The organism is Janibacter sp. CFPM2_SD2, assembly GCF_057364645.1.
In genome coordinates this window covers 1-20,826 of the sequence record NZ_JBNFOF010000017.1, presented here as the reverse complement: position 1 = coordinate 20,826, position 20,826 = coordinate 1, and the positions used below count along the sequence as shown (strand labels likewise).

The 20,826-nt window shown below is 66.9% G+C and carries 26 protein-coding genes and 2 pseudogenes; 22 read left to right on the top strand and 6 right to left on the bottom strand.

Annotated elements, in window-relative coordinates; all coding sequences use genetic code 11:
* Window positions 1–9: 9 nt before the first annotated feature.
* From rpsP to trmD, 5 genes are all read left to right on the top strand, one after another.
* The gene (rpsP, locus tag AC2W7J_RS03135) at window positions 10–522 is read left to right on the top strand and encodes a 30S ribosomal protein S16 (protein WP_072624130.1); all 513 of its coding nucleotides are present in this window, start codon (window positions 10–12) and stop codon (window positions 520–522) included.
* A gap of 1 nt (window position 523) precedes the next feature.
* On the top strand, window positions 524–766 hold the full coding sequence (locus AC2W7J_RS03130) for an RNA-binding protein (protein ID WP_068319604.1): 243 nt from the start codon (window positions 524–526) through the stop codon (window positions 764–766).
* 90 nt (window positions 767–856) lie between these two features.
* The gene (locus tag AC2W7J_RS03125) at window positions 857–1,192 is read left to right on the top strand and encodes a ribosome maturation factor RimM (protein ID WP_485981425.1); all 336 of its coding nucleotides are present in this window, start codon (window positions 857–859) and stop codon (window positions 1,190–1,192) included.
* Window positions 1,165–1,404: a ribosome maturation factor RimM gene (locus AC2W7J_RS03120; RefSeq protein WP_485981430.1), complete on the top strand. Its 240-nt coding sequence runs from the start codon at window positions 1,165–1,167 to the stop codon at window positions 1,402–1,404. The genes AC2W7J_RS03125 and AC2W7J_RS03120 overlap by 28 nt, the downstream gene beginning before the upstream one ends.
* A 3-nt stretch (window positions 1,405–1,407) precedes the next feature.
* Window positions 1,408–2,607, top strand: a complete 1,200-nt coding sequence (trmD, locus tag AC2W7J_RS03115; RefSeq protein WP_255185759.1) for a tRNA (guanosine(37)-N1)-methyltransferase TrmD — start codon at window positions 1,408–1,410, stop codon at window positions 2,605–2,607.
* Here the strand turns inward: trmD and AC2W7J_RS03110 are convergent.
* The gene (locus AC2W7J_RS03110) at window positions 2,585–3,013 is read right to left on the bottom strand and encodes a hypothetical protein (RefSeq protein WP_485981424.1); all 429 of its coding nucleotides are present in this window, start codon (window positions 3,011–3,013) and stop codon (window positions 2,585–2,587) included. The genes trmD and AC2W7J_RS03110 overlap by 23 nt on opposite strands.
* A 184-nt stretch (window positions 3,014–3,197) precedes the next feature.
* Between AC2W7J_RS03110 and rplS the strand changes: the two genes are divergently transcribed.
* The 7 genes from rplS to AC2W7J_RS03075 all read left to right on the top strand — a co-directional run bounded on the left by rplS (window position 3,198) and on the right by AC2W7J_RS03075 (window position 7,613).
* Window positions 3,198–3,554, top strand: a complete 357-nt coding sequence (gene rplS / locus AC2W7J_RS03105) for a 50S ribosomal protein L19 (RefSeq protein WP_255185761.1) — start codon at window positions 3,198–3,200, stop codon at window positions 3,552–3,554.
* 35 nt (window positions 3,555–3,589) lie between these two features.
* Window positions 3,590–4,273 (top strand): signal peptidase I, encoded by a 684-nt coding sequence (lepB, locus tag AC2W7J_RS03100; RefSeq protein WP_485981423.1) that lies wholly within the window; start codon window positions 3,590–3,592, stop codon window positions 4,271–4,273.
* Between the two features lie 120 nt (window positions 4,274–4,393).
* The gene (gene lepB / locus AC2W7J_RS03095) at window positions 4,394–5,215 is read left to right on the top strand and encodes a signal peptidase I (RefSeq protein WP_255185763.1); all 822 of its coding nucleotides are present in this window, start codon (window positions 4,394–4,396) and stop codon (window positions 5,213–5,215) included.
* 196 nt (window positions 5,216–5,411) lie between these two features.
* A complete protein-coding gene (locus AC2W7J_RS03090; protein ID WP_485981422.1) occupies window positions 5,412–6,008 on the top strand; it encodes a ribonuclease HII in 597 nt (198 codons plus the stop codon).
* Entirely contained in the window at window positions 6,005–6,319 is a 315-nt protein-coding gene (locus AC2W7J_RS03085) for a DUF2469 domain-containing protein (RefSeq protein ID WP_007927448.1), read from the top strand. The genes AC2W7J_RS03090 and AC2W7J_RS03085 overlap by 4 nt, the downstream gene beginning before the upstream one ends.
* A gap of 173 nt (window positions 6,320–6,492) precedes the next feature.
* Window positions 6,493–6,807 carry a YraN family protein gene (locus AC2W7J_RS03080; RefSeq protein ID WP_485981421.1) on the top strand — a complete coding sequence of 105 codons (315 nt, stop codon included), beginning with the start codon at window positions 6,493–6,495 and terminating at the stop codon, window positions 6,805–6,807.
* The gene (locus AC2W7J_RS03075) at window positions 6,804–7,613 is read left to right on the top strand and encodes a magnesium chelatase domain-containing protein (RefSeq protein WP_485981420.1); all 810 of its coding nucleotides are present in this window, start codon (window positions 6,804–6,806) and stop codon (window positions 7,611–7,613) included. The genes AC2W7J_RS03080 and AC2W7J_RS03075 overlap by 4 nt, the downstream gene beginning before the upstream one ends.
* Here the strand turns inward: AC2W7J_RS03075 and AC2W7J_RS03070 are convergent.
* The 3 genes from AC2W7J_RS03070 to AC2W7J_RS03060 all read right to left on the bottom strand — a co-directional run bounded on the left by AC2W7J_RS03070 (window position 7,496) and on the right by AC2W7J_RS03060 (window position 11,339).
* A complete protein-coding gene (locus AC2W7J_RS03070; RefSeq protein ID WP_485981419.1) occupies window positions 7,496–9,169 on the bottom strand; it encodes a UvrD-helicase domain-containing protein in 1,674 nt (557 codons plus the stop codon). The two genes, AC2W7J_RS03075 and AC2W7J_RS03070, sit on opposite strands and share 118 nt — an antisense overlap.
* Window positions 9,166–10,704 (bottom strand): ATP-dependent nuclease, encoded by a 1,539-nt coding sequence (locus AC2W7J_RS03065; RefSeq protein WP_485981418.1) that lies wholly within the window; start codon window positions 10,702–10,704, stop codon window positions 9,166–9,168. Before AC2W7J_RS03065 ends, AC2W7J_RS03070 begins: the two co-directional genes overlap by 4 nt.
* A 167-nt stretch (window positions 10,705–10,871) precedes the next feature.
* On the bottom strand, window positions 10,872–11,339 hold the full coding sequence (locus tag AC2W7J_RS03060) for a hypothetical protein (protein ID WP_485981417.1): 468 nt from the start codon (window positions 11,337–11,339) through the stop codon (window positions 10,872–10,874).
* A 189-nt stretch (window positions 11,340–11,528) separates the two neighbouring features.
* On the opposite strand from AC2W7J_RS03060, the gene AC2W7J_RS03055 reads away from it, so the two are divergent.
* From AC2W7J_RS03055 to AC2W7J_RS03035, 5 genes are all read left to right on the top strand, one after another.
* Entirely contained in the window at window positions 11,529–12,221 is a 693-nt protein-coding gene (locus tag AC2W7J_RS03055; protein WP_485981416.1) for a hypothetical protein, read from the top strand.
* Window positions 12,222–12,360: 139 nt separating this feature from the next.
* On the top strand, window positions 12,361–13,185 hold the full coding sequence (locus AC2W7J_RS03050; RefSeq protein ID WP_485981415.1) for a DNA methyltransferase: 825 nt from the start codon (window positions 12,361–12,363) through the stop codon (window positions 13,183–13,185).
* Window positions 13,186–13,244: 59 nt separating this feature from the next.
* Window positions 13,245–14,396, top strand: a complete 1,152-nt coding sequence (locus AC2W7J_RS03045; RefSeq protein ID WP_485981414.1) for a DNA methyltransferase — start codon at window positions 13,245–13,247, stop codon at window positions 14,394–14,396.
* Between the two features lie 3 nt (window positions 14,397–14,399).
* The gene (locus AC2W7J_RS03040) at window positions 14,400–16,799 is read left to right on the top strand and encodes a DEAD/DEAH box helicase (RefSeq protein ID WP_485981413.1); all 2,400 of its coding nucleotides are present in this window, start codon (window positions 14,400–14,402) and stop codon (window positions 16,797–16,799) included.
* Window positions 16,800–16,804: 5 nt separating this feature from the next.
* On the top strand, window positions 16,805–17,011 hold the full coding sequence (locus tag AC2W7J_RS03035; protein WP_485981412.1) for a hypothetical protein: 207 nt from the start codon (window positions 16,805–16,807) through the stop codon (window positions 17,009–17,011).
* A gap of 85 nt (window positions 17,012–17,096) precedes the next feature.
* Here AC2W7J_RS03035 and AC2W7J_RS03030 read toward each other — a convergent pair whose 3' ends face one another.
* Together AC2W7J_RS03030 and AC2W7J_RS03025 are read right to left on the bottom strand one after the other, a co-directional pair.
* A complete protein-coding gene (locus AC2W7J_RS03030; protein ID WP_485981411.1) occupies window positions 17,097–17,255 on the bottom strand; it encodes a hypothetical protein in 159 nt (52 codons plus the stop codon).
* Window positions 17,256–17,327: 72 nt separating this feature from the next.
* Complete coding sequence (locus tag AC2W7J_RS03025) at window positions 17,328–17,633, bottom strand: hypothetical protein (protein WP_485981410.1); 306 nt, start codon at window positions 17,631–17,633, stop codon at window positions 17,328–17,330.
* A gap of 199 nt (window positions 17,634–17,832) precedes the next feature.
* On the opposite strand from AC2W7J_RS03025, the gene AC2W7J_RS03020 reads away from it, so the two are divergent.
* The 5 genes and pseudogenes from AC2W7J_RS03020 to AC2W7J_RS03000 all read left to right on the top strand — a co-directional run.
* Complete coding sequence (locus AC2W7J_RS03020) at window positions 17,833–18,060, top strand: helix-turn-helix domain-containing protein (RefSeq protein ID WP_485981409.1); 228 nt, start codon at window positions 17,833–17,835, stop codon at window positions 18,058–18,060.
* Window positions 18,061–18,098: 38 nt separating this feature from the next.
* Window positions 18,099–19,247 (top strand): AbiH family protein, encoded by a 1,149-nt coding sequence (locus tag AC2W7J_RS03015; RefSeq protein WP_485981408.1) that lies wholly within the window; start codon window positions 18,099–18,101, stop codon window positions 19,245–19,247.
* 244 nt (window positions 19,248–19,491) lie between these two features.
* Window positions 19,492–19,941 (top strand): annotated as a pseudogene (locus tag AC2W7J_RS03010) (ATP-binding protein); the annotation flags it as partial.
* Entirely contained in the window at window positions 19,860–20,336 is a 477-nt protein-coding gene (locus tag AC2W7J_RS03005) for a magnesium chelatase subunit ChlI family protein (RefSeq protein WP_485981429.1), read from the top strand. The pseudogene AC2W7J_RS03010 and the gene AC2W7J_RS03005, both read left to right, overlap by 82 nt.
* Window positions 20,333–20,826 (top strand): annotated as a pseudogene (locus tag AC2W7J_RS03000) (hypothetical protein); the annotation flags it as partial. The gene AC2W7J_RS03005 and the pseudogene AC2W7J_RS03000, both read left to right, overlap by 4 nt.

Genomic DNA, 20,826 nt, shown 5'->3' with positions numbered 1-20,826 from the left:
ACCACTCACGTGGCCGTCAAGATCCGTCTGAAGCGCATGGGCAAGATCCGCGCTCCGTTCTACCGCGTCGTCATCATGGACTCCCGCGCCAAGCGCGATGGCCGTGCGATCGAGGAGATCGGCAAGTACCACCCCACCGAGGAGCCCTCGGTCATCGACATCGACAGCGAGCGTGCGCAGTACTGGCTCTCCCAGGGCGCCCAGCCCACCGAGGCCGTCGCCGCCCTGCTCAAGGTCACCGGTGACTGGCAGAAGTTCAAGGGCGAGGCCGGCGCCGAGGGCACCCTGAAGGTCAAGGAGCCCAAGACCTCGAAGAAGGACCTCTACGAGGCCGCTCTCGCCTCCTCCGACAAGGAGGGTGCCGAGCACGAGGCCATCACCGCGAAGAAGAAGGCCGACAAGGAGGCCGCCGACAAGAAGGCGGCCGAGGAGAAGGCTGCTGCGGAGAAGGCCGAGGCCGAGGCTGCCGAGGCCCCCGCCGAGGAGACCCCGGCCGAGGCCGAGACCACCACCGAGGCCTGACATGCTCGACGAGGCGCTCGAGCACCTGGTCACCGGCATCGTCGACCACAAGGACGACGTCGTCGTCCGGAGCAAGAACCTGCGTCGCGGCCAGATCCTCGAGGTGCGCGTGCACCCCGACGACCTGGGTCGCGTCATCGGGCGCTCCGGCCGCACCGCCTCCGCCCTGCGCACCGTCCTCGGTGCGCTCTCCGGCGGGGAGAACGTGCGGATCGACATCGTCGACACCGACCGCGAGCGCTGAGGGCAGCGCCCACGTCATGACGGATGGCCGTCACCCTGCGGGGTGGCGGCCATTCGCCATGTCGGGCCGCGGGTACATATCTTGTCCGGCATGACTTCCACGCAGGGCCATGTCGTCGCCCGCATCGGCAAGCCGCACGCGCTGCGCGGCGAGGTGACCGTCCAGCTGCACACGGACGACCCGGAGAGCCGCCTCGTCCCGGGCGCCGTCTTCGAGACCCGGGCCCAGCCCGGCTCGGGCGTGCCGCGCCGGCTGACCCTGGCGACGACCCGCGTGCACCGGGGCATCTGGCTGCTCGGCTTCGAGGAGATCCCCGACCGCACGGGCGCGGAGTCGCTGCGCGGCACCCGCCTCGTGCTCGCGGAGGGCGAGCCGGACCCGACCGAGGACGACGAGGGCTGGTACGAGGAGGACCTCGTCGTCTGACCGCGGTCGCGCCCGACGGCACCGTCGTCGGTGAGGTCGTCGCCCTCGAGCTCGGCGCCGCCCAGGACCGGCTGCGACTGCGGCGACCGGACGGCAGCGAGGCGCTCGTCCCCTTCGTCGAGGCGATCGTCCCCGAGGTCGACCCCGAGGCCGGCCGGCTCGTCGTCGACGCGCCCCCCGGTCTGCTCGACCTCGACGCGAAGGGGGAGTGAGCCGTGCGCATCGACGCCGTCTCGATCTTCCCCGACTACCTCGGCGCCCTCGACATCTCGCTCATCGGCAAGGCACGCCGGGACGGGATCATCGACCTGCGGGTGCACGACCTGCGCGACTTCGCCCACGACCGGCACCGCACCGTCGACGACACCCCCTACGGTGGGGGAGCGGGCATGGTCATGAAGCCGCAGCCCTGGAGCGAGGCCCTCACCCACGTGCTCGACTCCGCCGACGAGACGACCGGCCCGGCGCCGGTTCTCGTCGTGCCCGGCCCGGGGGGTGAGCGCTTCACCCAGGCGACGGCGCGCGAGCTGGCCCAGGCACCGTGGCTCGCCTTCGCCTGCGGTCGCTACGAGGGCATCGACGAGCGGGTCTACGAGTGGGCCGCCGAGCGGATGCCGGTGCGGGTCATCTCGCTCGGCGACTACGTGCTCAACGGCGGCGAGGTCGCCGTCCTCGCGATGGTCGAGGCCATCGGCCGGCTGCTGCCGGGGGTCGTCGGCAATGCCGAGTCCCTCGTCGAGGAGTCGCACGAAGGGGGGCTGCTCGAGTACCCGATCTACACCAAGCCCGCGGTGTGGCAGGACGGCGACGGCGTCGAGCGGGCGGTCCCCGAGATCCTCCTCGGTGGACACCACGGGGCGATCGCGCAGTGGCGCCACGAGCAGCGCCTGGCCCGCACGGCCGCACGTCGCCCCGACCTGCTGCACGTCGCGGCGACCACCTCGGAGCTCGCTGGCCTCGAGCACTCGGTCGCCACCCGCGCCGACGCGGCCGAGCTGACGGTCCTGCAGAAGGCCTGCTGGATCGAGATGGTCACCCCGCAGCAGCACTGGTGGGGCGCGCCGGCCGAGGATGCCGCGACGGTCGCCGACAACCTCGAGCACTGGACGACGCACCTCTTCCGCTCGCAGGGGCGGCTCGTGGGGTCGGTACGGGTGCGCCGCGACCCGCAGGAGCCGACGACCTGGCAGATCGGGCGGCTCATGGTTGCCCCCGACCTGCAGGGGCGCGGCCTCGGGCGGGCGCTGCTCGCGCACGCCGAGGCCCTGGCCCCGGCCGACACGAGCACCTACTGGCTCAACACCGGAGCAGACCAGGAGCGGCTGCTGCGGCTCTACAAGAAGGCCGGCTACCGCGTCTGCGGGCCCGGCGAGGGCCCCGGGACGGTCGACCTCACCCGGCGGCGCCGCTCCTGAGGAGGCGAGGGGCGAGCCGTCTCGAAGGGCTACAGGCAGCCGGGCAGCCACACCCGCAGGGCGACCTCGAGCCCGGCGGTGCCGACGAGCACGAGCAGCAGCCACACCCAGCCCTGGGCGCGGTGCCCCAGGGAGAGCAGCGCGCCGGGGATCGCGAGCAGCAGAAGACCGTCGGCAGGCCCAGCTGGCAGGACCCGGCCGACGAGGCGGCGCCCTCGCAGGCCGGCGCGCTGCCGTCCTCGAGGGCGAGCAGGCCACGCACCCGCGAGGCGAGCAGCGCGGCGGAGGGGGCGAGCAGCGCGACGGTCAGCAGTGCGCCGACGATGCGAAGGGGGCGGCGCCCGTCGGTCGACGGTGCGGCAGCCGTGGTGGAGGGCTCGGCCGTCACGACTCGATTGGTGGACATGCGCTCCCCTCTGGCAGAATCGGACATCGCGCTCATTGACACCGCCCCTGCCACAGGGGGAGTGCCGGGAGAGACGATGCCAGCAGGCACCGACCACCCGCAGCACGCGGCGGTGGGCGCGACTCCTCACACAGTACTGACGAGGGCGGGCGACCTGTGGCGTCCGCAGGAAAGCGACAGCGCCATGCAGCGTTTCGACGAGATCGACAAGGCGTCCCTGCGGGACGACATCCCCGAGTTCCGGGCCGGCGACACCGTCAAGGTCCACGTCAAGGTCATCGAGGGCAACCGCTCCCGTGTCCAGGTCTTCCAGGGCGTCGTCATCCGCCGCCACGGCGGCGGCGTGGGCGAGACCTTCACCGTCCGCAAGGTCTCCTTCGGCGTCGGCGTGGAGCGCACCTTCCCGCTGCACACCCCGGTCATCGAGAAGATCGAGGTCGCCACCCGTGGTGACGTCCGCCGCGCGAAGCTCTACTACCTGCGCAACCTGCGCGGCAAGGCTGCCCGCATCCGCGAGCGTCGCGAGACCCCCGCGAGCTGACTCAGCTGCCTGACAGGGGCTCTAGGCTGACCTCGATGTCGACCGAGCCCACCCAGGACACCCCCACCTCGACCCCCGCCGGAGACCCGGCGGGGGTCGACGTGCGTCCGGCGCGCCGGCTGCTCCTCGAGATCGGCGTGGCCGTCCTGCTCGTCGTGCTCGTGCGAGCCTTCGTCATGCAGTCGTTCCACGTCCCGAGCGCGTCGATGGAGCCGACGATCATGCCGGGGGACCGGGTCGTCGTCACGAAGATCGGCGCGGGCGAGATCGAGCGCGGTGACGTCATCGTCTTCGACGGCACCGACACCTTCGCGGCTGCCGACCGCACCCCCTTCGCCTCCGACGGGCTCATCGGCCGCTCGCTGTCGGCGATCGCCTCGACGCTGTCCGTCGACCTCGGGGAGCAGGACTTCCTCAAGCGGGTCGCGGGCGTCGGCGGCGACCGGGTGACGTGCACGCCCGAGCGCGGCCTGCTCGTCAACGGCGACCGGGTCGACGAGCCCTGGCTGGAGCCGGGCACGAAGGCCTGCGACACCCCCTTCGACGTGGAGGTCCCGGCAGGTCGCCTCTTCGTCCTCGGTGACAACCGTGATGACTCCGCCGACTCCCGCAGCCACCTCGGCGATCCGGGAGGCGGCATGGTGCCGGTCGACGACGTCGTCGGTCACGTGGCGTGGCGCTACTGGCCGCTCGACCGGGTCGGCGGTCTCGAGCACTGAGCCGCGGCGGCCCGCGGACGGGCTCGGACATGGGGGGCTCGGATGCCGTCCTGCGGCACCCGAGCAGCGATACTGGAACGGATGACGTCCCGGAGCGGGGCGCGGTAGAGGAAGAGACCTGTGGCACACGACCCTGATTCGGCCCACGCCGAGGCCGAGGACGAAGAGCGCGAGCGGGCCCGCGAGGAGCGGGAGCGCAGCGATCGCGGACTCGGAGCCCGGCTCGGCGCGGCGGTCCGCGAGATCGTCGTCGTCCTGGCGATGGCGCTGACGCTGTCCTTCGTCGTCAAGACCTTCCTCGTGCAGGCCTTCTTCATCCCCAGCGAGTCGATGCAGAACACGCTGCTCGTCGGTGACCGGGTCGTCGTCTCCAAGCTCACGCCGGGTCCCTTCGACATCAAGCGCGGCGACATCGTCGTCTTCGAGGACCCGGGCGACTGGCTCAGCCCGTCGCCGCAGACCGACCGCGGGCCGGTGCTCGACGGCATCCGCAGCGGTCTGATGTTCGTCGGCCTGCTGCCCGACACCTCCGAGGGCCACCTCATCAAGCGGGTCATCGGCCTACCCGGCGACCACGTCCAGTGCTGCGACGCCGAGGGGCGGCTGCTCATCAACGGCGAGCCCGTCGACGAGACGCCCTATCTCAAGCCGGGCGTCGAGGCGAGCCAGCAGGAGTTCAACATCACCGTGCCGAGCGGGCGGTTGTGGGTCATGGGTGACAACCGCAGCGACTCCTCGGACTCGCGCTTCCACGACCCGGGCGGCAACGGCGACAAGGGCTCGGTGCCGATCGACCTCGTCGTCGGTCGAGCCGTCGTGACCGTCTGGCCCTTCAACCGGATGACGACCCTGTCCGACTACCCCGAGGTCTACACGGAGGTCCCGGACGCAGGCAGCAACCGCTCGCTCGGCCCACCGGCGCGCGAGCCGCACACGTCGTGACGACCGCCCGTCGCGCACCCCGCTCCGGGCGAGGCCTCTCCGGCAAGCCCAGCCTGCGTGTCGAGCGCGAGCTGCAGCGGGCCGGGCACCGGGGTGCTCGCCGGGGATGGACGAGGTCGGTCGCGGTGCGCTCGCCGGCCCGTGAGCGTCGGGCGTCGTCGTCATCGACGAGACCTGCCGCACCGCGCGGCCGGGGGTGCGTGACTCCAAGCTGCTCACGCCGGCCGCCCGCCGGGCGATGGTGCCGCGGCTGCAGCGGTGGTCCCTGGCGCACGCCGTCGGTCACGCGCAGCCGGAGGAGATCGACGAGATCGGGATCATCGCCGCCCTGCGTCTGGCCGGGCGGCGCGCACTGGCCCGGATCGACGTCGTCCCCGACCTCGTCCTGCTCGACGGCAACCACGACTGGCTGACCGACCCCGAGGAGGTCGGGCTCTTCGCCGAGCTGTCGGGCGGGGCGTCGACACCTCCGGTGCGCACGATGATCAAGGCCGACATGCGGTGCAGCTCGGTCGCAGCGGCGAGCGTGCTGGCGAAGGTCGAGCGCGACGACCGCATGGTCGAGCTGGCGCGTGAGCACCCGCACTACGGCTGGGAGGACAACAAGGGCTACTCGGCGAGCGCGCACATGGACGCCCTCGGTGTGCACGGGCCCAGCGAGCAGCACCGCCGCTCGTGGTCGCTGCCGGGGGTGGCCCCGGTCGCGCCGCAGGTCGTGGGAGATGATGAGGGCGTCGCGGGCGTGGGCCCCGAGCTGCTCGCGACGACGACGAGCGAAGGGAGGTCCCGGTGAGCTCTGAGGACCTGGAGAAGTACGAGACCGAGATGGAGCTCGCGCTCTACCGCGAGTACCGCGACGTGGTGCACCTCTTCAGCCACGTCGTCGAGACCGAGCGGCGCTTCTACCTCGCCAACAGCGTCGACGTGAAGGTGCGCGGCGAGGGCGCGGAGGTCTACTTCGAGGTGACGATGCAGGACGCGTGGGTGTGGGACATCTACCGCCCCGCGCGCTTCGCCAAACAGGTGCGGGTCGTGACCTTCAAGGACGTCAACGTCGAGGAGCTCGCCAAGTCCGAGCTCGAGATGCCTGACGGCGGCTTCTAGCGGAGTCGGGACCCCGTCCCCAGACCCGGTGCGGCGAGCAGCGGTGTCCACAGCCGCGAGGTGATGGCCTCGTCGGAGCCACCGGCCACCTTGACTGGAGGTCGGAGGTGGTCGCAGATGACCGAGGTGGAGCCCACACGGGCGAGCGTGGGAGCGGACGGCGGGACTTCGCCGTGACCTTCCTGACCAGGCAGGGCATGCAGCTGCTCGACCGCAACTGGCGGTGCAGCGAGGGCGAGATCGACCTCGTCATGAGAGACGGCGACGTGGTCGTCGTCTGCAAGGTCAAGACGCGGCGCAGCCGTGCCTTCGGTGACCCCGTGCACGCGATCACCCGGGCCAAGCTCGCGCGGCTGCGTCGGCTGGGGGGGAGGTGGCTCGCCGAGCACCGGGTCGACGCCCGGGGCGTGCGGCTGGATTTCGTCGGGCTGGTCCGCGACGCCGACGGCCTCTACGAGGTCGACTTCCGGCCCGGGGTGGGGCAGTGAGCATCGGGGTGACCCGCGGGGTGGCGCTGCGCGGGATCACCGGTCACCTCGTCGACATCGAGTGCCACGTCGGGCGAGGGCTCCCGGCCTTCGACATCAGCGGCCTGCCCGACGCGGCGCTGCGCCAGGCACCCCAGCGGGTGCGGGCAGCGTCGATCTCTGCCGGCTTCTCGCTCAACTCCCGCCAGCTGACGGTCAACCTGTCGCCCGCATCGATCCCCAAGCACGGCACGGGCTTCGATCTCGGCATCGCCGTCGCCGTCCTCGCCGCCTGCGAGGAGCTGCCGGCGGAGCTCGTACGACCCGTCGTGCACCTCGCGGAGCTCGGCCTCGACGGGCGGCTGCGGCACGTCACCGGGGTGCTGCCGGTGGTGCTCGCCGCGCAGGCCGCCGGCTGCGAGCACGTCGTCGTCGCACCCGAGGACGTGACCGAGGCCCGGCTCGTCGAGGGGGTGCGGGTCTCCACGGCCGGCACGCTCGGGGAGCTCGTGCTCGCCTACCGCTCGGCGCAGCGCGAGGGCGGCGGTCTCCGCCCGGCCGACGAGGCATCCGTGGCGCCCAGTGGGCCGCCAGCTCGACGGCTGGACCTGGCCGAGGTGTCCGGCCAGCACGAGGCCCACACGGCACTCATGCTCGCAGCGGCGGGCGGGCACCACCTGCTGCTCAACGGTCCACCGGGTGTAGGCACTTACGTGACTACGTGGTGCGTCGCACCTTCGAGCGTGAGGAGATGGGCTTCAATTTCGTCCGCCGAAGTACACCGTGTCTGGATGTCGGACCACCAGCGGCTCTGGTTCGCGGCATAGGGTCCGAAGCGCCCCTCATTCGTTCGTGACCTGGTCACGACCAACCCGTGCCGGGCGCGCGAGAGCATGACCAGCAGCACTCGCTGCTCTTCAAGAAGAGCGTCGCCCTCGCTGTTCCTCTTGTCGGGCAGGTGGTGCTCCTCGAGACCAACGACGAAGACCCAGTCGAACTGCTGGCCCTTGCCGGTGTGCGCGTTGAGGAGGTGGACGCCTGGGCCTACGGCCTGTTTGGGATCGGCGGTCCTGATCGTCCTCACGGCCGCCCTGGCCGTGCTCGCATCCCGTCGGCCAAGTGCGTCGAACGCGTCGTCGATCAGCTCGCGTGCGTCGACGTCTGCTGGATCTACGGAGTCCAGGACGGCGAGTCGCGCCTCAGCCAGCGTGGCTCCGCGCGGCAGCGTCGACACTGTGGACTTGATGAGCGCCACGACCTCGGGATCGTGAACCGCGAGGTCCCAACGGCGGACGGGATACGGCATCTCGCCATCGAACGCGCCATGGATCGCAGAGTTTCGCCACTTGCTTCGAATGATGATGCCAATAGATGCCTCGGGGGTTTTCTCCAAGATGGACCCAGCCAGACGAAGCAGTGTGTCCGCCTCTGCGTCACGGTTCTGGAGCACGAGCGCCCCAGAGCAACCCCCATCGGGCCATTCATTGGGTCGTGCGGCGACCAACGCGGACCCAGGATCCACGAGCTCGCTGATGGAGTTGACGGTCTCGAGCACCTTCGGCGAGGAGCGGTAGGACTCATGGAGTCTGATCGGTTCGCCGCAGGTGCGCCGAACTTCAGCCTCGACCTCGGTGGGCACTGCGCCAGCCCACGAGAAAATGCCCTGGAGAGGATCTCCAGCAAAGGTCCGCCTGGTCGTGCAGCTCAGCATGGCCAGGTCGAGCTGTTGCGATGAGAGGTCCTGGAACTCATCGACGAGCACCGCACCGAAGTGCGCCTGGTAGAGACGGGCGACTGCTGGGATGCGAAGCAGACGCTGCGCATGGCGGAGGAGGTCTTCGTAGTGCAGCTGGTTCGCCGATTGGCGCGAACGCTCAACCTCCTCGGCGAGCACCTCAGCTTGGCCCCGGTCCCGCCGTTGTAGCGTCTCCAGCACCTCGGCATCCGAGAGCGGGCCGCGCTTGACCTCGGCCAAGATTCTCTCTGCGGCGTACATCTCCTCGCCGCCTCCCGCGGCTTGCATCGCGCGCCGCATCGTGCTGGTCTTCGGCAGCTCGAGCGTCTCCATCGTCAGGCCGATGGTTCTGCCGTGCGCAAGGACGACCTGTGTAGCGAAGCCGTGGAGGTTACGGACGACGATCTGACGTCGAGTCCGCACATTCCCGAGTACTGAACGCAGGCGCTCTTCCAAGTTCGCACGGGCACGCTTGGTGAACGTCAGGGCGAGCACGCGCTGGTTTGGCTCGAGAAGTTGAAGCTGGTGAGCAGCCCGATGTGCCAGAACCTCGGTCTTGCCGCAGCCGGGCGGAGCGATGATGAGCAGGTGGTCATTCGCGGAGGTGGCTGCCTCAAGTTGCTCCGCACTGAGCTCGAACGCCGTCACCGCTGGCTCAAGTCGTCCAGCACACGCAAGAGGCGTGCCACGCTACCGATCTTCTCGGCAGTCTCGGCAGTCAGAACGTCGGCGATGCAGGTCGCCGCCTCGACCTTTCCCTTGTCTCGGCAGAATGCGGCTACCGCTTCAGGAGTGATCGCATCGACAGAGTCACACTCAGCCGACATCAGGATTCCCTGTTCCCGGCAGAATCCACCATCTATAAGTGCTCTTGCCGCGCGAGGTCCGCCAAGCGCGCGCGTGTACTCGTCCTCGAGATCAGCGTCGGATATGAAGATCTTCTTGTCGATGATGTGCTTAGGCTTGCCCTTGAACGCGCCGACCCACTTGCCACTCTCCTTCTCATCCACCAAGCCGAGCAGGGTCGGGCCGAAGCCGTCGGGCCCCAGCAGCGGGAAGACGTTCGTGAACTTGTCGGCTCCGTCCAGTTCCACGACGACCGCGCCAAGCCGATCGAGATCGATACCGAGTTCCTTGGCCACTGCCTCGACGATCACCCGGTCGGCGTCACCCTCGACCAGGACAACAAACCTGGCCGTCAGCGCTTCCAAGAGGCGCGGTGACCACCAGTGAGCTCGCACCTTATCGACCCTCGATAGCTTCGTATCGCTGATCTGCCAACACTTCCCGTGTCGATCCACCGCGATGACCTCCGAAGGCTCGAACCGGTGGAGTACGTATGGCGAGTGCGTGACGATGATCTTCTGATTCCCGTCACCACTCAGAAGGTCCGCTGCTGTCCTCTGACTGGTGGGATGAAGGTGGATCTCCGGCTCATCGATTGCAAGGACGTTCGCTGTTCCCTCCGCCAGATCGAACAGCGTCATCGACATGAGTTGCCGCACGCCGTCCGACTGCTCCATCAAGGAGACCTGCCCGTCATCTCGGTTGAGGAAGATCGACACGTCCTGGAGCACGTCGCTCGATGGGTCCGTGACACTTCTGACCGAGAAGTCGTCCTTCTCGACGACACGTGGCATGGCGCGGCTCAGATGCCCAGCGACACGACCCAAGAGCTCTCCAACGGACTCGTTGTCTGCCAGCTCTTCGTTGAACTGGTCGAGGATCGTTCTCAGGCTGTCCTCGTTGGTCCCAAGGTCTGCAGCTGCCAGGAGAGTCCGGACGGGGCTGCGTGCTCCTTCCATCATCGAGGTTCCGCGTGTCGCCTTCAGATAGCGCCAACCAAAGGCTTCGAGTTGCTCGCGGCTGGGCGCTCGTTCGTGGCCGCTTTCGGGGAACCATCGACGAATCGTCACGGACTCTTCGTCCTCGGGATCAGCGTCCACGACCATCTGCACCCACAGGTACTCACTCGTGTGGTCCTCAGCGATGCTGATCTCGGAGGGGAAGCATCGGCGGTTCTCGTCCGTGAAGTCCGTCCACATAGCGTTGACGACGAGCTGCTGATCAGGGTCCCGCAGGTCGCCAGGAGTCAGTGCCTGATAGAGGCCGGCGGTGCTCGTTCCTAGAAGCAGGTTCAGCATCCGCAGGATCGAAGACTTGCCAACGTCGTTCGCCCCCACGATGACTGCGTGCCGGCGGATGTCGAGGCCAAGATCCTGGATCCGACTGTGATTGGAGATGGCGATTCTGGAGAGACGCAAAGTCAATGCCCTTCAGCTCTGGATCGAGGCTCTGCCTCGATCGACACGCTTCTACTCATCCTGAAGTATTCGGTGACGGTCGCGGGTCAGGATCCGCTGACGCGCGGTGCGCCTACTCCTGGATCGTGGAGAGTCCGGAGCTCATGAAGGATGTCGTGGACGGCACGCTCGGCCTCCACGGCGTCGCGGAGGAACTGAGGCTCGTTCTCGTCGGCGATGAATGCGCGGAGCTCTTCGTCCGACTTCGCGACTCGACGCTTCCACATCTCCGGCACACGGTCAGGCCCGAGCATCGCGATCAGCGCGAGCGTCTCAGCACCCATGTCCTTGCTGATCACAGGATCGGTGTGGCCGCCACGTACTTCCAGCACCGAGAGCCGAGTAGCCGCTTCCAGCTCGGCGAGGAGCCGTGCTTGGTCCACCGCAGCACGACGATCGCCCTCGGCAATCCTGAGCGCGTTCCTGCGATCCATGGATGCGATCACCAGCGCGACTATGGATGCGCCGATGGCCACGACTACAGCCACGACCTGAATGATGTCCCCAGCGGTCACTCGATCCTCCGTCTCTGCAGCGGCTGCCTCGCCGACAGCGGCTCCTTCAAACTAGACCCAGCCCACGACACTGGTGGTCTGCATCCGCCGGAACGCCATGGCGCGTCGCCAGCTGAGACCGCGTCTCGCGATCCGATGTCGGACCCTCCGGCTACCGTCAGTTCTCAGCGGCAAGCAGAGGAGGTAGTCATGTCTGAGGTCCCTACCGCTGTATCGCGGCTCGGCGAGGACGACTCACGCGAAGCGCAGAACACCCGGGCGGTGCGATGGCTGCTTGCCCAACCTGGGGGAGCCGTGATCGTCGTGACTCCGCGCCGCGACGTGCCGAGCGCGGTCATCCGTCGGCTTGTCGCCCAGCCCGGGGTGCAGCATCATGCCTGGCGCGGGCACAGCGGCGGCTTCTACGACGGTCACCGGGTGCTCTACGCCTGGCCCGATCGACAACGGCTGAACGAGATCTGGAACGTGGACGCTGACGCCATCGCAGTCATCGAGTGGGGCGTTGAGGAGACGGCCGAGTGGATCGAGGACATGAACCCCGTCCAGCTCCTGCCGGGCGAAACGATCGAACCGTCCGCACAGCCGAAGCCGGATCTTGAGCCGCTGCCCAACGGCGTCGACGACATCCTCGAGTACGTCGCGGGCATGGCTGCCGGCTACTCCACGGGCCTGAAGTGGAACGAGGAGGACAAGCTCAAGGCCGACATGATGAACCGACCGGATCGATGGGCTCCGGTTACGGTTGAGCAGGTTCGTACAAGGTGTCGAGCGCTCGGGATGCGTGGAGACGACGTCGACACGATCGCCGGCTTCCTGCAGCGTCGCAAGGACGGACACCGGTTCAACGTCCGCTCGCCCCACCGGACGTTCCGCTTCAACTGACCGCTGAAGGTCCGGGGGAAGCCAAGCGCGAGCGTGAGCAGCTCCGGTCGAGACACGGCTCTCACCTATCTCGTCCTGTCCGGATACGCCGGGCCAATCCGGCAGGATGGAGTCCAGTGAACAGAAGGAGCACGAACCTGTGAGCAACGAACTGCGATCGCTCCTCGAGCGTGTCGCCGCGATGGACCCCGGCACCGCGAAGGAGCTGCGCCGACACATCGACGCGCTGCAGAGCCGGCGACAGTTCGGACTCAACTTCGAGCGGCACACACCAGAGTCGGTCTCGCTCACCGGACGTCCCATCTCCGTCGGGGACAAGGTGCGCTTCCTGCCACCGCGCGGCGAGACCGTGGCGGAATCGACGGCCACGTGGATCGTCACTGGCATATCCGGTCCGAAGGGCGGCCAGGTCGCCGACCTGGTCGATCCGCGGACGAAGGACGAGGCGTCGCGCGCTCTCGTCGACCTCGTCTTCGTCGCCGACTTCCGTGACCCGATCTACCCCGGCCTCGTGGCTGCGGGCGACCGCGAGGAGCGCGGCGGTGAAACGCCTTTCCACACCGTCATCAATGCCGAGAACTACCACGCGCTCGAGTCGCTGCTCTACACGCACAAGGGCGCAGTCGACCTCATCTACATCGACCCGCCGTACAACACCGGGGGCAAGGCACCCTGGCTCTACAACGACAGCTTCGTCGACAACGACGACAACTACCGCCACTCCAAGTGGCTCGCCTTTATGGACAGACGGCTGCGTGTCGCGCGGGACATCCTCAAGCCGTCCGGCGCGATCATGGTCTCGATCGGCGACGATGAGCAGCACCGTCTCCGGATGCTCATGGACCAGATCTTCGGAGTCGAGAACCAGGTCGCACAGCTCGCGGTCGAGATGTCGAGACCTCGGGGCCGAAGACGACCAATGCCCAACAGGGCACCATCGTCAAGAACGTCGAGTACGTCCTGATCTATCGGAGGACGTCAGCGTTCGACACCGAGGTCAGGCACACCCCGCTCTATGACTCGGTGCGAGGCTGGGACGCCGACTATTCATTGTGGCTAAACAGTGATGGCACGATCTCGAGCTTCTACGACGAGCTTGCCGCAGACCCTGACGTTCACCGAGACATCCTGGCTGCAAAGCTGGTGAAGAAGGACGGCACCTTTGTCGGCGCAAAGGGCATGGATCGCCTCATGGCGTTCTCCGATGCTGCGAATGCGTTTGTCATCGCGAATCTCGACCGCATCGCTCGACGCGACACCCCGCCCGTGTCCGTAAAAGACGTAGATGCTCCGGTGAGAGGCTGGATCGAGGTGGAGGCCGACCACCGAACCTATCTCGTAACAAGACTGAGGAGCGGGACGATCAATCAGGTCTATACCCTCAGCCGCAACTATCGAGTCCCGGATGAGAACAACGCCAAGATGGGCCGAACGGTCATCCGCGGGGATCTCTGGCGCGGCTTCTACTCCGACATGGGCACGGTTTCGTCCGAAGGCGGAGTCGGCTTCGCAAACGGCAAGAAACCGATCCGACTTATCCGACAGCTCATCCGGTGGGCAAACAACTCGCCGGACACCGTGATCCTGGACTTCTTTGGCGGCTCTGGCACCACTGCGCACGCTGTTGCAGCGATGAACGCTGAAGACGGCGGTCGGCGGCAGGCCATTGTCGTCACCAACAACGAAGTCAACAAGATCTCCGACGGGCGCATGCGCAAGCAGGGCTTGCGCCCGGGGGACCCGGATTGGGAGGCGACCGGAGTCTTCGAGGCCGTCACGACACCTCGGTTGCGGAACGTCGCGGCGGATGTGGGAGCCAACGTCGCGTTCTTCAAGCTCACGTACGAGAATCCCGCGCTCGTCGAACTTGACCTGGCGTTCGAGAGAATCGCGCCGATGCTCTGGATGCGCGCCGGCTCGGAGGGCCGCATCATTGACCAGCGCACGAACACCTTCGATGTGGCTGACACCTACGCCGTGCTCTTCAACGTGGACGCGTCCCGGCTGTTCCTGTCTGCCGCCGACAAGGCCGAAGGGCTGCGGATCGCATACATCGTCACTGATGACGAGACGCAGTACCAGGCCATCGCCGGCCAACTACCTGACGGCGTGGAGTCAGTGCGGCTCTACGAGTCCTACCTGCGCACGTTCCAGATCAACACCGGGAGGGCTTGAGCGATGCGCTTCACGTTGAAGGACTATCAGACGACTGCCGCCAGGAAGATCCTCACGACTCTGGGATACGCGCGCGAGGACTGGCACAACCGGCAGCGCCGGACGGCGTTCGCGCTGTCCTCGACGACAGGCTCCGGCAAGACGGTCATCGCGGCCACGGTGATCGAGGCGTTGCTGCACGGCAGCGATGAGTTCAACGTCGAGGCAGACCCCTCAGCCGTCGTGCTGTGGGTGTCCAAGGATCCCGCGCTGAATGAGCAGACCAAGAGTCGTTTCATCGAGTGCGCCGACCGGATCCCTTCGGGCGACCTGGTGCTGCTCGACAAGGCCTACGCCGATGAGTCACTGCGCACCGGAACCGTCTACTTCATCAACCCGGACAAGCTCAGAGACCGGGCTGACTTCGTTAAGCACACGGACACCCGCCACTTCACATTCTGGGAGATCCTCGCCAACACGATCAACGACGAGGACAAGACCCTCTACATGGTCCTCGACGAGGCGCACGAGGGGATGAAGTCCTCGACGAACGCTGAGCAGACGATCGTGCAGAGGATCATCAACGGCAACGGGGTCAACCCGGCGGTGCCGATCGTGTGGGGCATCTCGGCGACGGTCAAGCGGTTCGACGAAGCAATGACCAGAGCAGGCGCGTTCACCAAGGAGAAGAACGTCGTCATCGAACCGCAGGCCGTGCAGGACTCCGGTCTGCTGAAGAACGCGCTGACGCTGGATATTCCTGACGAGGACGGCGACTTCTCGACCACCATGGTTCGCGATGCCACGCTCGATTTCGTCGAGGTTTGCGAGACGTGGGACGCGTACTGCGAGGAGCAGGGTATCGACCCTGTCGTACCGCTGCTGGTCGCGCAAATCCCGAACAAGAGTGCAGGGGAGCGCGACACCGAGAAGGGGCGTAAGGAGGAGGACGAGACCATCCACCTCGTCCTGGAGACGATCCGCAAGCATTGGCCGGACATGCCCGCGGACTGTGTTGCTCACGTCTTGGGCGACCGTGCCACCATCGAGGTGGGCTCGTATGAGATCCCGAAGGTCGCACCGCAGGACGTCGAGCACGACCATCGAATCCGAGTGCTCATCGCCAAGGACGCGGTCTCGACCGGCTGGGACTGCCCGCGCGCCGAGGTTCTTGTATCGTTGCGCCCCGCGAAGGACGACACCTACGTCACACAGCTGCTCGGCCGCATGGTCCGCACTCCGTTGGCCCAGGAGACCAGCGTTGAGCGCCTCAACGCCGCATCCTGCTACCTGCCGCACTTCGACAAGGTCACGGCGAAGATCGTCGCCGAAGAGATCATGGGCATGCGCGAGCCTCGATCGGGCGAGCGTGGCGCGGCAGTCAACAAGGTGATGCTGAAGCCAGTCACATTGCGGCGCAACTACGACGTGCCTCACGACGTGTTCCAGCTGATCCGTGATCTTCCATCGTTCAGGAAGCCGACTGCCGCTCCGCGTCCGATCAAGCGGATCCTGAAGGCGGCGCAGGCGCTGGCTCAAGACGAACTGGTCACCGACGCCGACCAACTCGCGCACGAGACGATGTTCGCCGTGCTCGACAGCGTCACCGAGACCAACACCGACGAGATCGACGCACAGGCCAAGCGGATCATGACCGCGGAGATCCGCCGGATCTTGGTCGAACGCGGTGAGGAGAAGGCGACGGACTCCACCGATACCCGCGACGCCGACGCGGCGACGGTCGATGATGCGCTGCGGCACCTCAGGCGCATCCTGACTGCCTCGGTCGTCAATCGGTACCTGGGTCGCAACATGCAGGCAGCGATCAACGAGGGGTTCGAGGCCGGCGACCCGACGAACGTCGACATCACCGCGATCCGAGCCCGAGTCGCAGCCTTGGCGTTCATCGACGCCGACGTGCAGAAGCCCGTGGAGGACGCAGCGGACTCGCTGACGCGCCTGTGGCTGACCACCAAGGCCACCGATATCGCCGGCCTGCCCGACTCGCGCAAGCCCACCTATGAGGCCATCCAGGACATGGCTCGAGAGCCGGAGCGCGACATCATCGAGATCAAGACCGATGAGCGCGTCGATTCCGTGGACACGGACATGAAGCTGCTGCCCACGGAGAGGAAGCACCTGCTCTCGACCGCGGACGGCGACTACCCGCTTGAGCTGAAGATGGCGAAGAACCGCTGGGAGCGGGCAACGATTAGGCACGAACAGAGCCTCGGCACGCTTGAGGGCTGGTACCGGAATCCCTCGGCGGCGGGGAAGCATTCGCTGCGGATTGCGCGCAAGTCGGGCGATTCGTGGAGATCGGTGCAGCCGGACTTCGTGTTCGTGCACAGCGGTGGCGACGGGATCCGTCCGTCAATCGTCGATCCTCACGGTGCGCACTGGGTGATTCCGCGCCGAAGCTGAAGGCGTTGGCCGAGTACGCCGATGAGCACGGGGCGCTGTTCGATCGGATCATCGCCGTCGGGATCGAGAAGGACGATGTCCTGTATGGACTCGACCTCAAGAGCTCGAAGATCCGGCGCGCAGTCTACGAGTCACCGGCTGACAGCGACTCGATCAAGCGTCTCTATGAGGAGCAAGGCACGAAGTACACGACGATCCCCGAGGATCTCTAGGTCAGCGAGCGGTCGCGCTCAGCCTCACGCACTGCAGCTCAAGGGATGGTGATCAGGCCGATCGTGAGGCGTGGGCCCACCAAGGTCATCGCAGGTCCTCGAAGGGATCCACGACGCTGTGCGCGCCGTGCTCGGGGCAGATCCACATGATGCGCACGCCGAGCCCGTCCTCCGCCATGGGCTCGGGCTCGCAGTCGCCGCCGCAGATCGAGCAGGTCCGATAGGACTCGTCCGGCTCTTCCATGGTCAGATTCTCGCCTGCTCGGCACCGACGCGCTGCATCTGCACGGTCGGTGGGGGATCGCAGTAGGGGCGCTCAGCCTGCAGCGCCTCGGTCCTCGTCGCCCCCGCCCGCAGCGCGGTGTCCTCGTCCACCGGCAGCCAGATCGTCGGCATCCGTCACTTCCAACTCACGAGGCACCCGCAGATCAGGAGGCACCTGCAGTACAGCCCTGCGCACGGCGAACTGTGCAGCGAACATCCCACCGACCTCGATCAGCTCCTGCGACAGCGGGCGCATGCCGAGCACTTCGCGCACGGCGTCGTCGACGCCGGGAACTTTTGACCGGCCTTCCTCCTGCGCTGCAACTCTGTCGCTGGCAGTCGATGGCTGGGGCGACACTGCCGGCTTCTTCGATGCGTCCTCGTCCCCGTGCGCCGTCTGTGACGTCGTGGCTGCCCTTCATCGCGACGCGAGAGGCCAGCTCGCGCCGCAGGTACGTTGTTCGGCTCATATCCGAGCCAGGTATGGTCACCACGAAGGCTAACAGGAAGCGATAACTACCTGGAAGTCATCGCTACTGCCGCTGAGGCTTGAAGATGTGGTCACACCCCTCAAGTCGGTTCTCGGCACGCGCGTGCGAGAGCTGCGACGTGCTGCGGCGCTGACGCAGGAAGGGCTCGCCGAACAGCTCGGAGTCACCCCGCGCTATCTGGCCGGCATCGAGCGTGGAGAGCGGAACCTCACGCTCGACTCCGTCGACGCGCTGGCCGTCCAGCTCGGCGTGGAGGCTGTGTCGCTGCTCGATATCGACCGACCGGCGCGCTGAACCCAATCAGCTTGACGGTATACGCGAGAGGACTATCCATGGGATACGAGGACTACACGAGTCGATTCGCGGCCGCTCGGAGGCAATACAATGTCATGGCCCTCGTAGGCAATGGATTCGACATCCAGGCGCTCTCGAGTCTGGGAGCCTTGACGGACACCAGATATGAGTCCTTCTACTACTTCCTCAAGTATCGGAACTTTGAAGCTTCGAACTCCGCGAATCGGATCTTTGAACGTATGAAGGTTCTCCACACTCAGGGAGCGGAGAACTGGAGCGATATCGAAAATGCAATCGGCGATCTCTTAACGATTGACCGCGTCGACCCGGCGATCATTTCCGCGGATCTCGGAGCGGTACAGCGTGAGTTCTCGGCGTTCCTTGACCAGGTCGCGACACCGGACATCCTGAGTCAACTGGGAGATCAAGCGGTGTCGAAGAAGCTCACAATCACTACGTTCACCGAGTTCCTCGGTGATGTCGAAGACCCTGAGGAGTACGCAAGAATGCGGCTCCCTCAGAATGTGGATATCGGCGACCTGTTCAACTTCAGGTTCATCAACTTCAACTACACGGCGCTGCTTGACGACTTCGTCTATCTCGATCAGCGGCAGTTCGATCCACATCCATACGCCCAGTCTGATCGAAACGCGACATTTCACCCGAATCCGCGGGGACACGAGACTGGAAAGGAGAGGCAAAGCTTCTCAATGGTCTCATACCTAGTGTCCGACGTGGTGCATCCTCATGGTGTCCAGCACACGCCCAGGTCGTTGTTGTTTGGCATCGACGACGTCGCTACTCCGAGGGCGAAACGTCTGTCGAAGCCATACTGGGCTCAGAACAAAGTCAAGTACGGAGAACTCTTCCCGGATACTGATCTGTTCATCATTTTCGGATGCTCCTTCGGCGTCACTGACCGCTGGTGGTGGAGGGCGGTCATTGACGCACTCAAAGAGAAAGACGACGTTGATCTGATGCTGTACTGGCGTAGAAATAGGCAAGACGCAGGATTGACGAGTCATGATGTACGCACTCGTTTTGCGACAGCTGCTGGCTACGGGGCCGATTCGGGTGTGCGCGCAATGCTAGAGGAGAAAGTGCGAGTGATCCTATATACGGATACGACGAAGCGTGCTTGGCTTAACACCAGCGCCAAGTCAGTTCCCGACTGGATACTCGACTAGTTGGCTTGCTCAGGAGCATAAGCAGCCATTTCGGTGAGCCCGGTCAGGAGCCCGCGGTAGGTCCACATGGCGGTTGCCTGTGCCGTCCGCTGCCAGCCTGCAGTGCCGGCACCGACGGTCTGGCTTCTTGGGCCAGCTCGTGACTAGTGCGGAAACCGCACGAACGCATTGACTAATGTGCTAAACTTGCAGCGGACGGATATATAGCATATTCGTTCCATATGCCGCGGGTTCGGGCAAGACGATGCTCGCCGAGCGGCTCGTGACGATCCTGCCGCCGCTGACCCGCGAGCAGGCGCTCGAGACCCTGGCCGTGCGCTCCCTCGTCGGGGTGGCACCGCCGACCGGCCTCGACGTCGTGCCCCCCTTCGTCGCGCCGCACCACTCCGCGAGCGTCGCAGCCCTCGTCGGCGGGGGCTCGGGCGTCGTGCTGCCGGGCGCGCTGTCCCAGGCGCACCACGGGGTGCTCTTCCTCGACGAGGCGGCTGAGTTCGGCAGCGCGGTGCTCCAGGCCTTGCGGCAACCGCTCGAGTCCGGGCGGGTCGTCATCGCCCGGGCGCGCGAGCGGGTGACCTACCCGGCCCGGGTCCAGCTGGTCCTCGCGGCCAACCCGTGCCCGTGCGGGGAGGGCCACGGCAAGGGCCTGGCCTGCCGGTGTCGACCGACCGAGCGGCGGGCCTATGCGGCCCGGCTCAGCGGACCGCTGCTCGACCGGGTCGACATCCAGGTGCAGGTGCCCAAGGTCAGCCTGGCCGACCTCAGCGAGGACCCGCCCGACTCGAGCGAGGCGGTCGCCGCCCGTGTGCTGGCCGCCCGCGAGTGCAGCGACGCCGGTGGGAGCCGCTCGGCTGGTCGCTCAACAGCCAGGTGCCGGGGCCGCAGCTGCGCCGCAGACCGTGGCGGCTGCCGTCGGCCACCACCGCCACGCTCGACCGGGCGCTCGACCTGGGGCAGGTCACCGTCCGCGGGTACGACCGGATCCTGAGGTTGGCGTGGACCTCGGCCGACCTCAACGGCCGCACGGTCCCGAGCCCGACCGATGTGGGGCTGGCGCTGATGTACCGCACGCAGGGCGCGGTGGCGGCATGAGCCGGCCCGAGGGCGATGGCGCCCCGACCAGTGCCGAGATCGCGCGCGCCCACGCGATGGTCGGCTCCGACGAGCGGCGGGCGCGGGTCGCCTGGTCGCGCGTGCTCGAGCTGCGACGCGAGCGGGTGAGCGATGCCCCGCACGCCCTGCAGTCCGTCCTCGCGGAGGTCGGTCACGTCGAGGCCTGGCACCGCCTCGTCGACGGTGACCTGCCGCGCTCGGCGAGTGCCCGGGCGCACGTGGCCGGGGTCGACGTCGACGGTGAGCTCGACCGCGTCGAGCGCTCGGGGGCCCGGGTCGTGATCCCGGGCGACGCCGACTGGCCCGAGGCACTGTCGCACCCGCTCGTCTCCCCGCACCTGCTCCACGTGCGGGGCAGGGTCGCTCACCGACCTGTCGGCCGGCGTCGCGATCGTCGGTTCGCGGGCGAGCACGGGCTACGGCGAGGCCATCGCCCGGGAGATCGGGGCCGGCGCCGCCGGTCGCGGCT

Excerpts from the sequence above, each read along its gene's own strand:
- AC2W7J_RS03130 (WP_068319604.1), top strand. The coding sequence starts at position 524 with ATGCTCGACGAGGCGCTCGAGCACCTGGTCACCGGCATCGTCGACCAC.
- lepB (WP_485981423.1), top strand. The coding sequence starts at position 3,590 with ATGTCGACCGAGCCCACCCAGGACACCCCCACCTCGACCCCCGCCGGA.
- AC2W7J_RS03125 (WP_485981425.1), top strand. The coding sequence starts at position 857 with ATGACTTCCACGCAGGGCCATGTCGTCGCCCGCATCGGCAAGCCGCAC.
- rplS (WP_255185761.1), top strand. The coding sequence starts at position 3,198 with ATGCAGCGTTTCGACGAGATCGACAAGGCGTCCCTGCGGGACGACATC.
- AC2W7J_RS03030 (WP_485981411.1), bottom strand. The coding sequence starts at position 17,255 with ATGGAAGAGCCGGACGAGTCCTATCGGACCTGCTCGATCTGCGGCGGC.
- AC2W7J_RS03040 (WP_485981413.1), top strand. The coding sequence starts at position 14,400 with ATGCGCTTCACGTTGAAGGACTATCAGACGACTGCCGCCAGGAAGATC.
- AC2W7J_RS03055 (WP_485981416.1), top strand. The coding sequence starts at position 11,529 with ATGTCTGAGGTCCCTACCGCTGTATCGCGGCTCGGCGAGGACGACTCA.
- AC2W7J_RS03110 (WP_485981424.1), bottom strand. The coding sequence starts at position 3,013 with ATGTCCACCAATCGAGTCGTGACGGCCGAGCCCTCCACCACGGCTGCC.
- AC2W7J_RS03015 (WP_485981408.1), top strand. The coding sequence starts at position 18,099 with ATGGGATACGAGGACTACACGAGTCGATTCGCGGCCGCTCGGAGGCAA.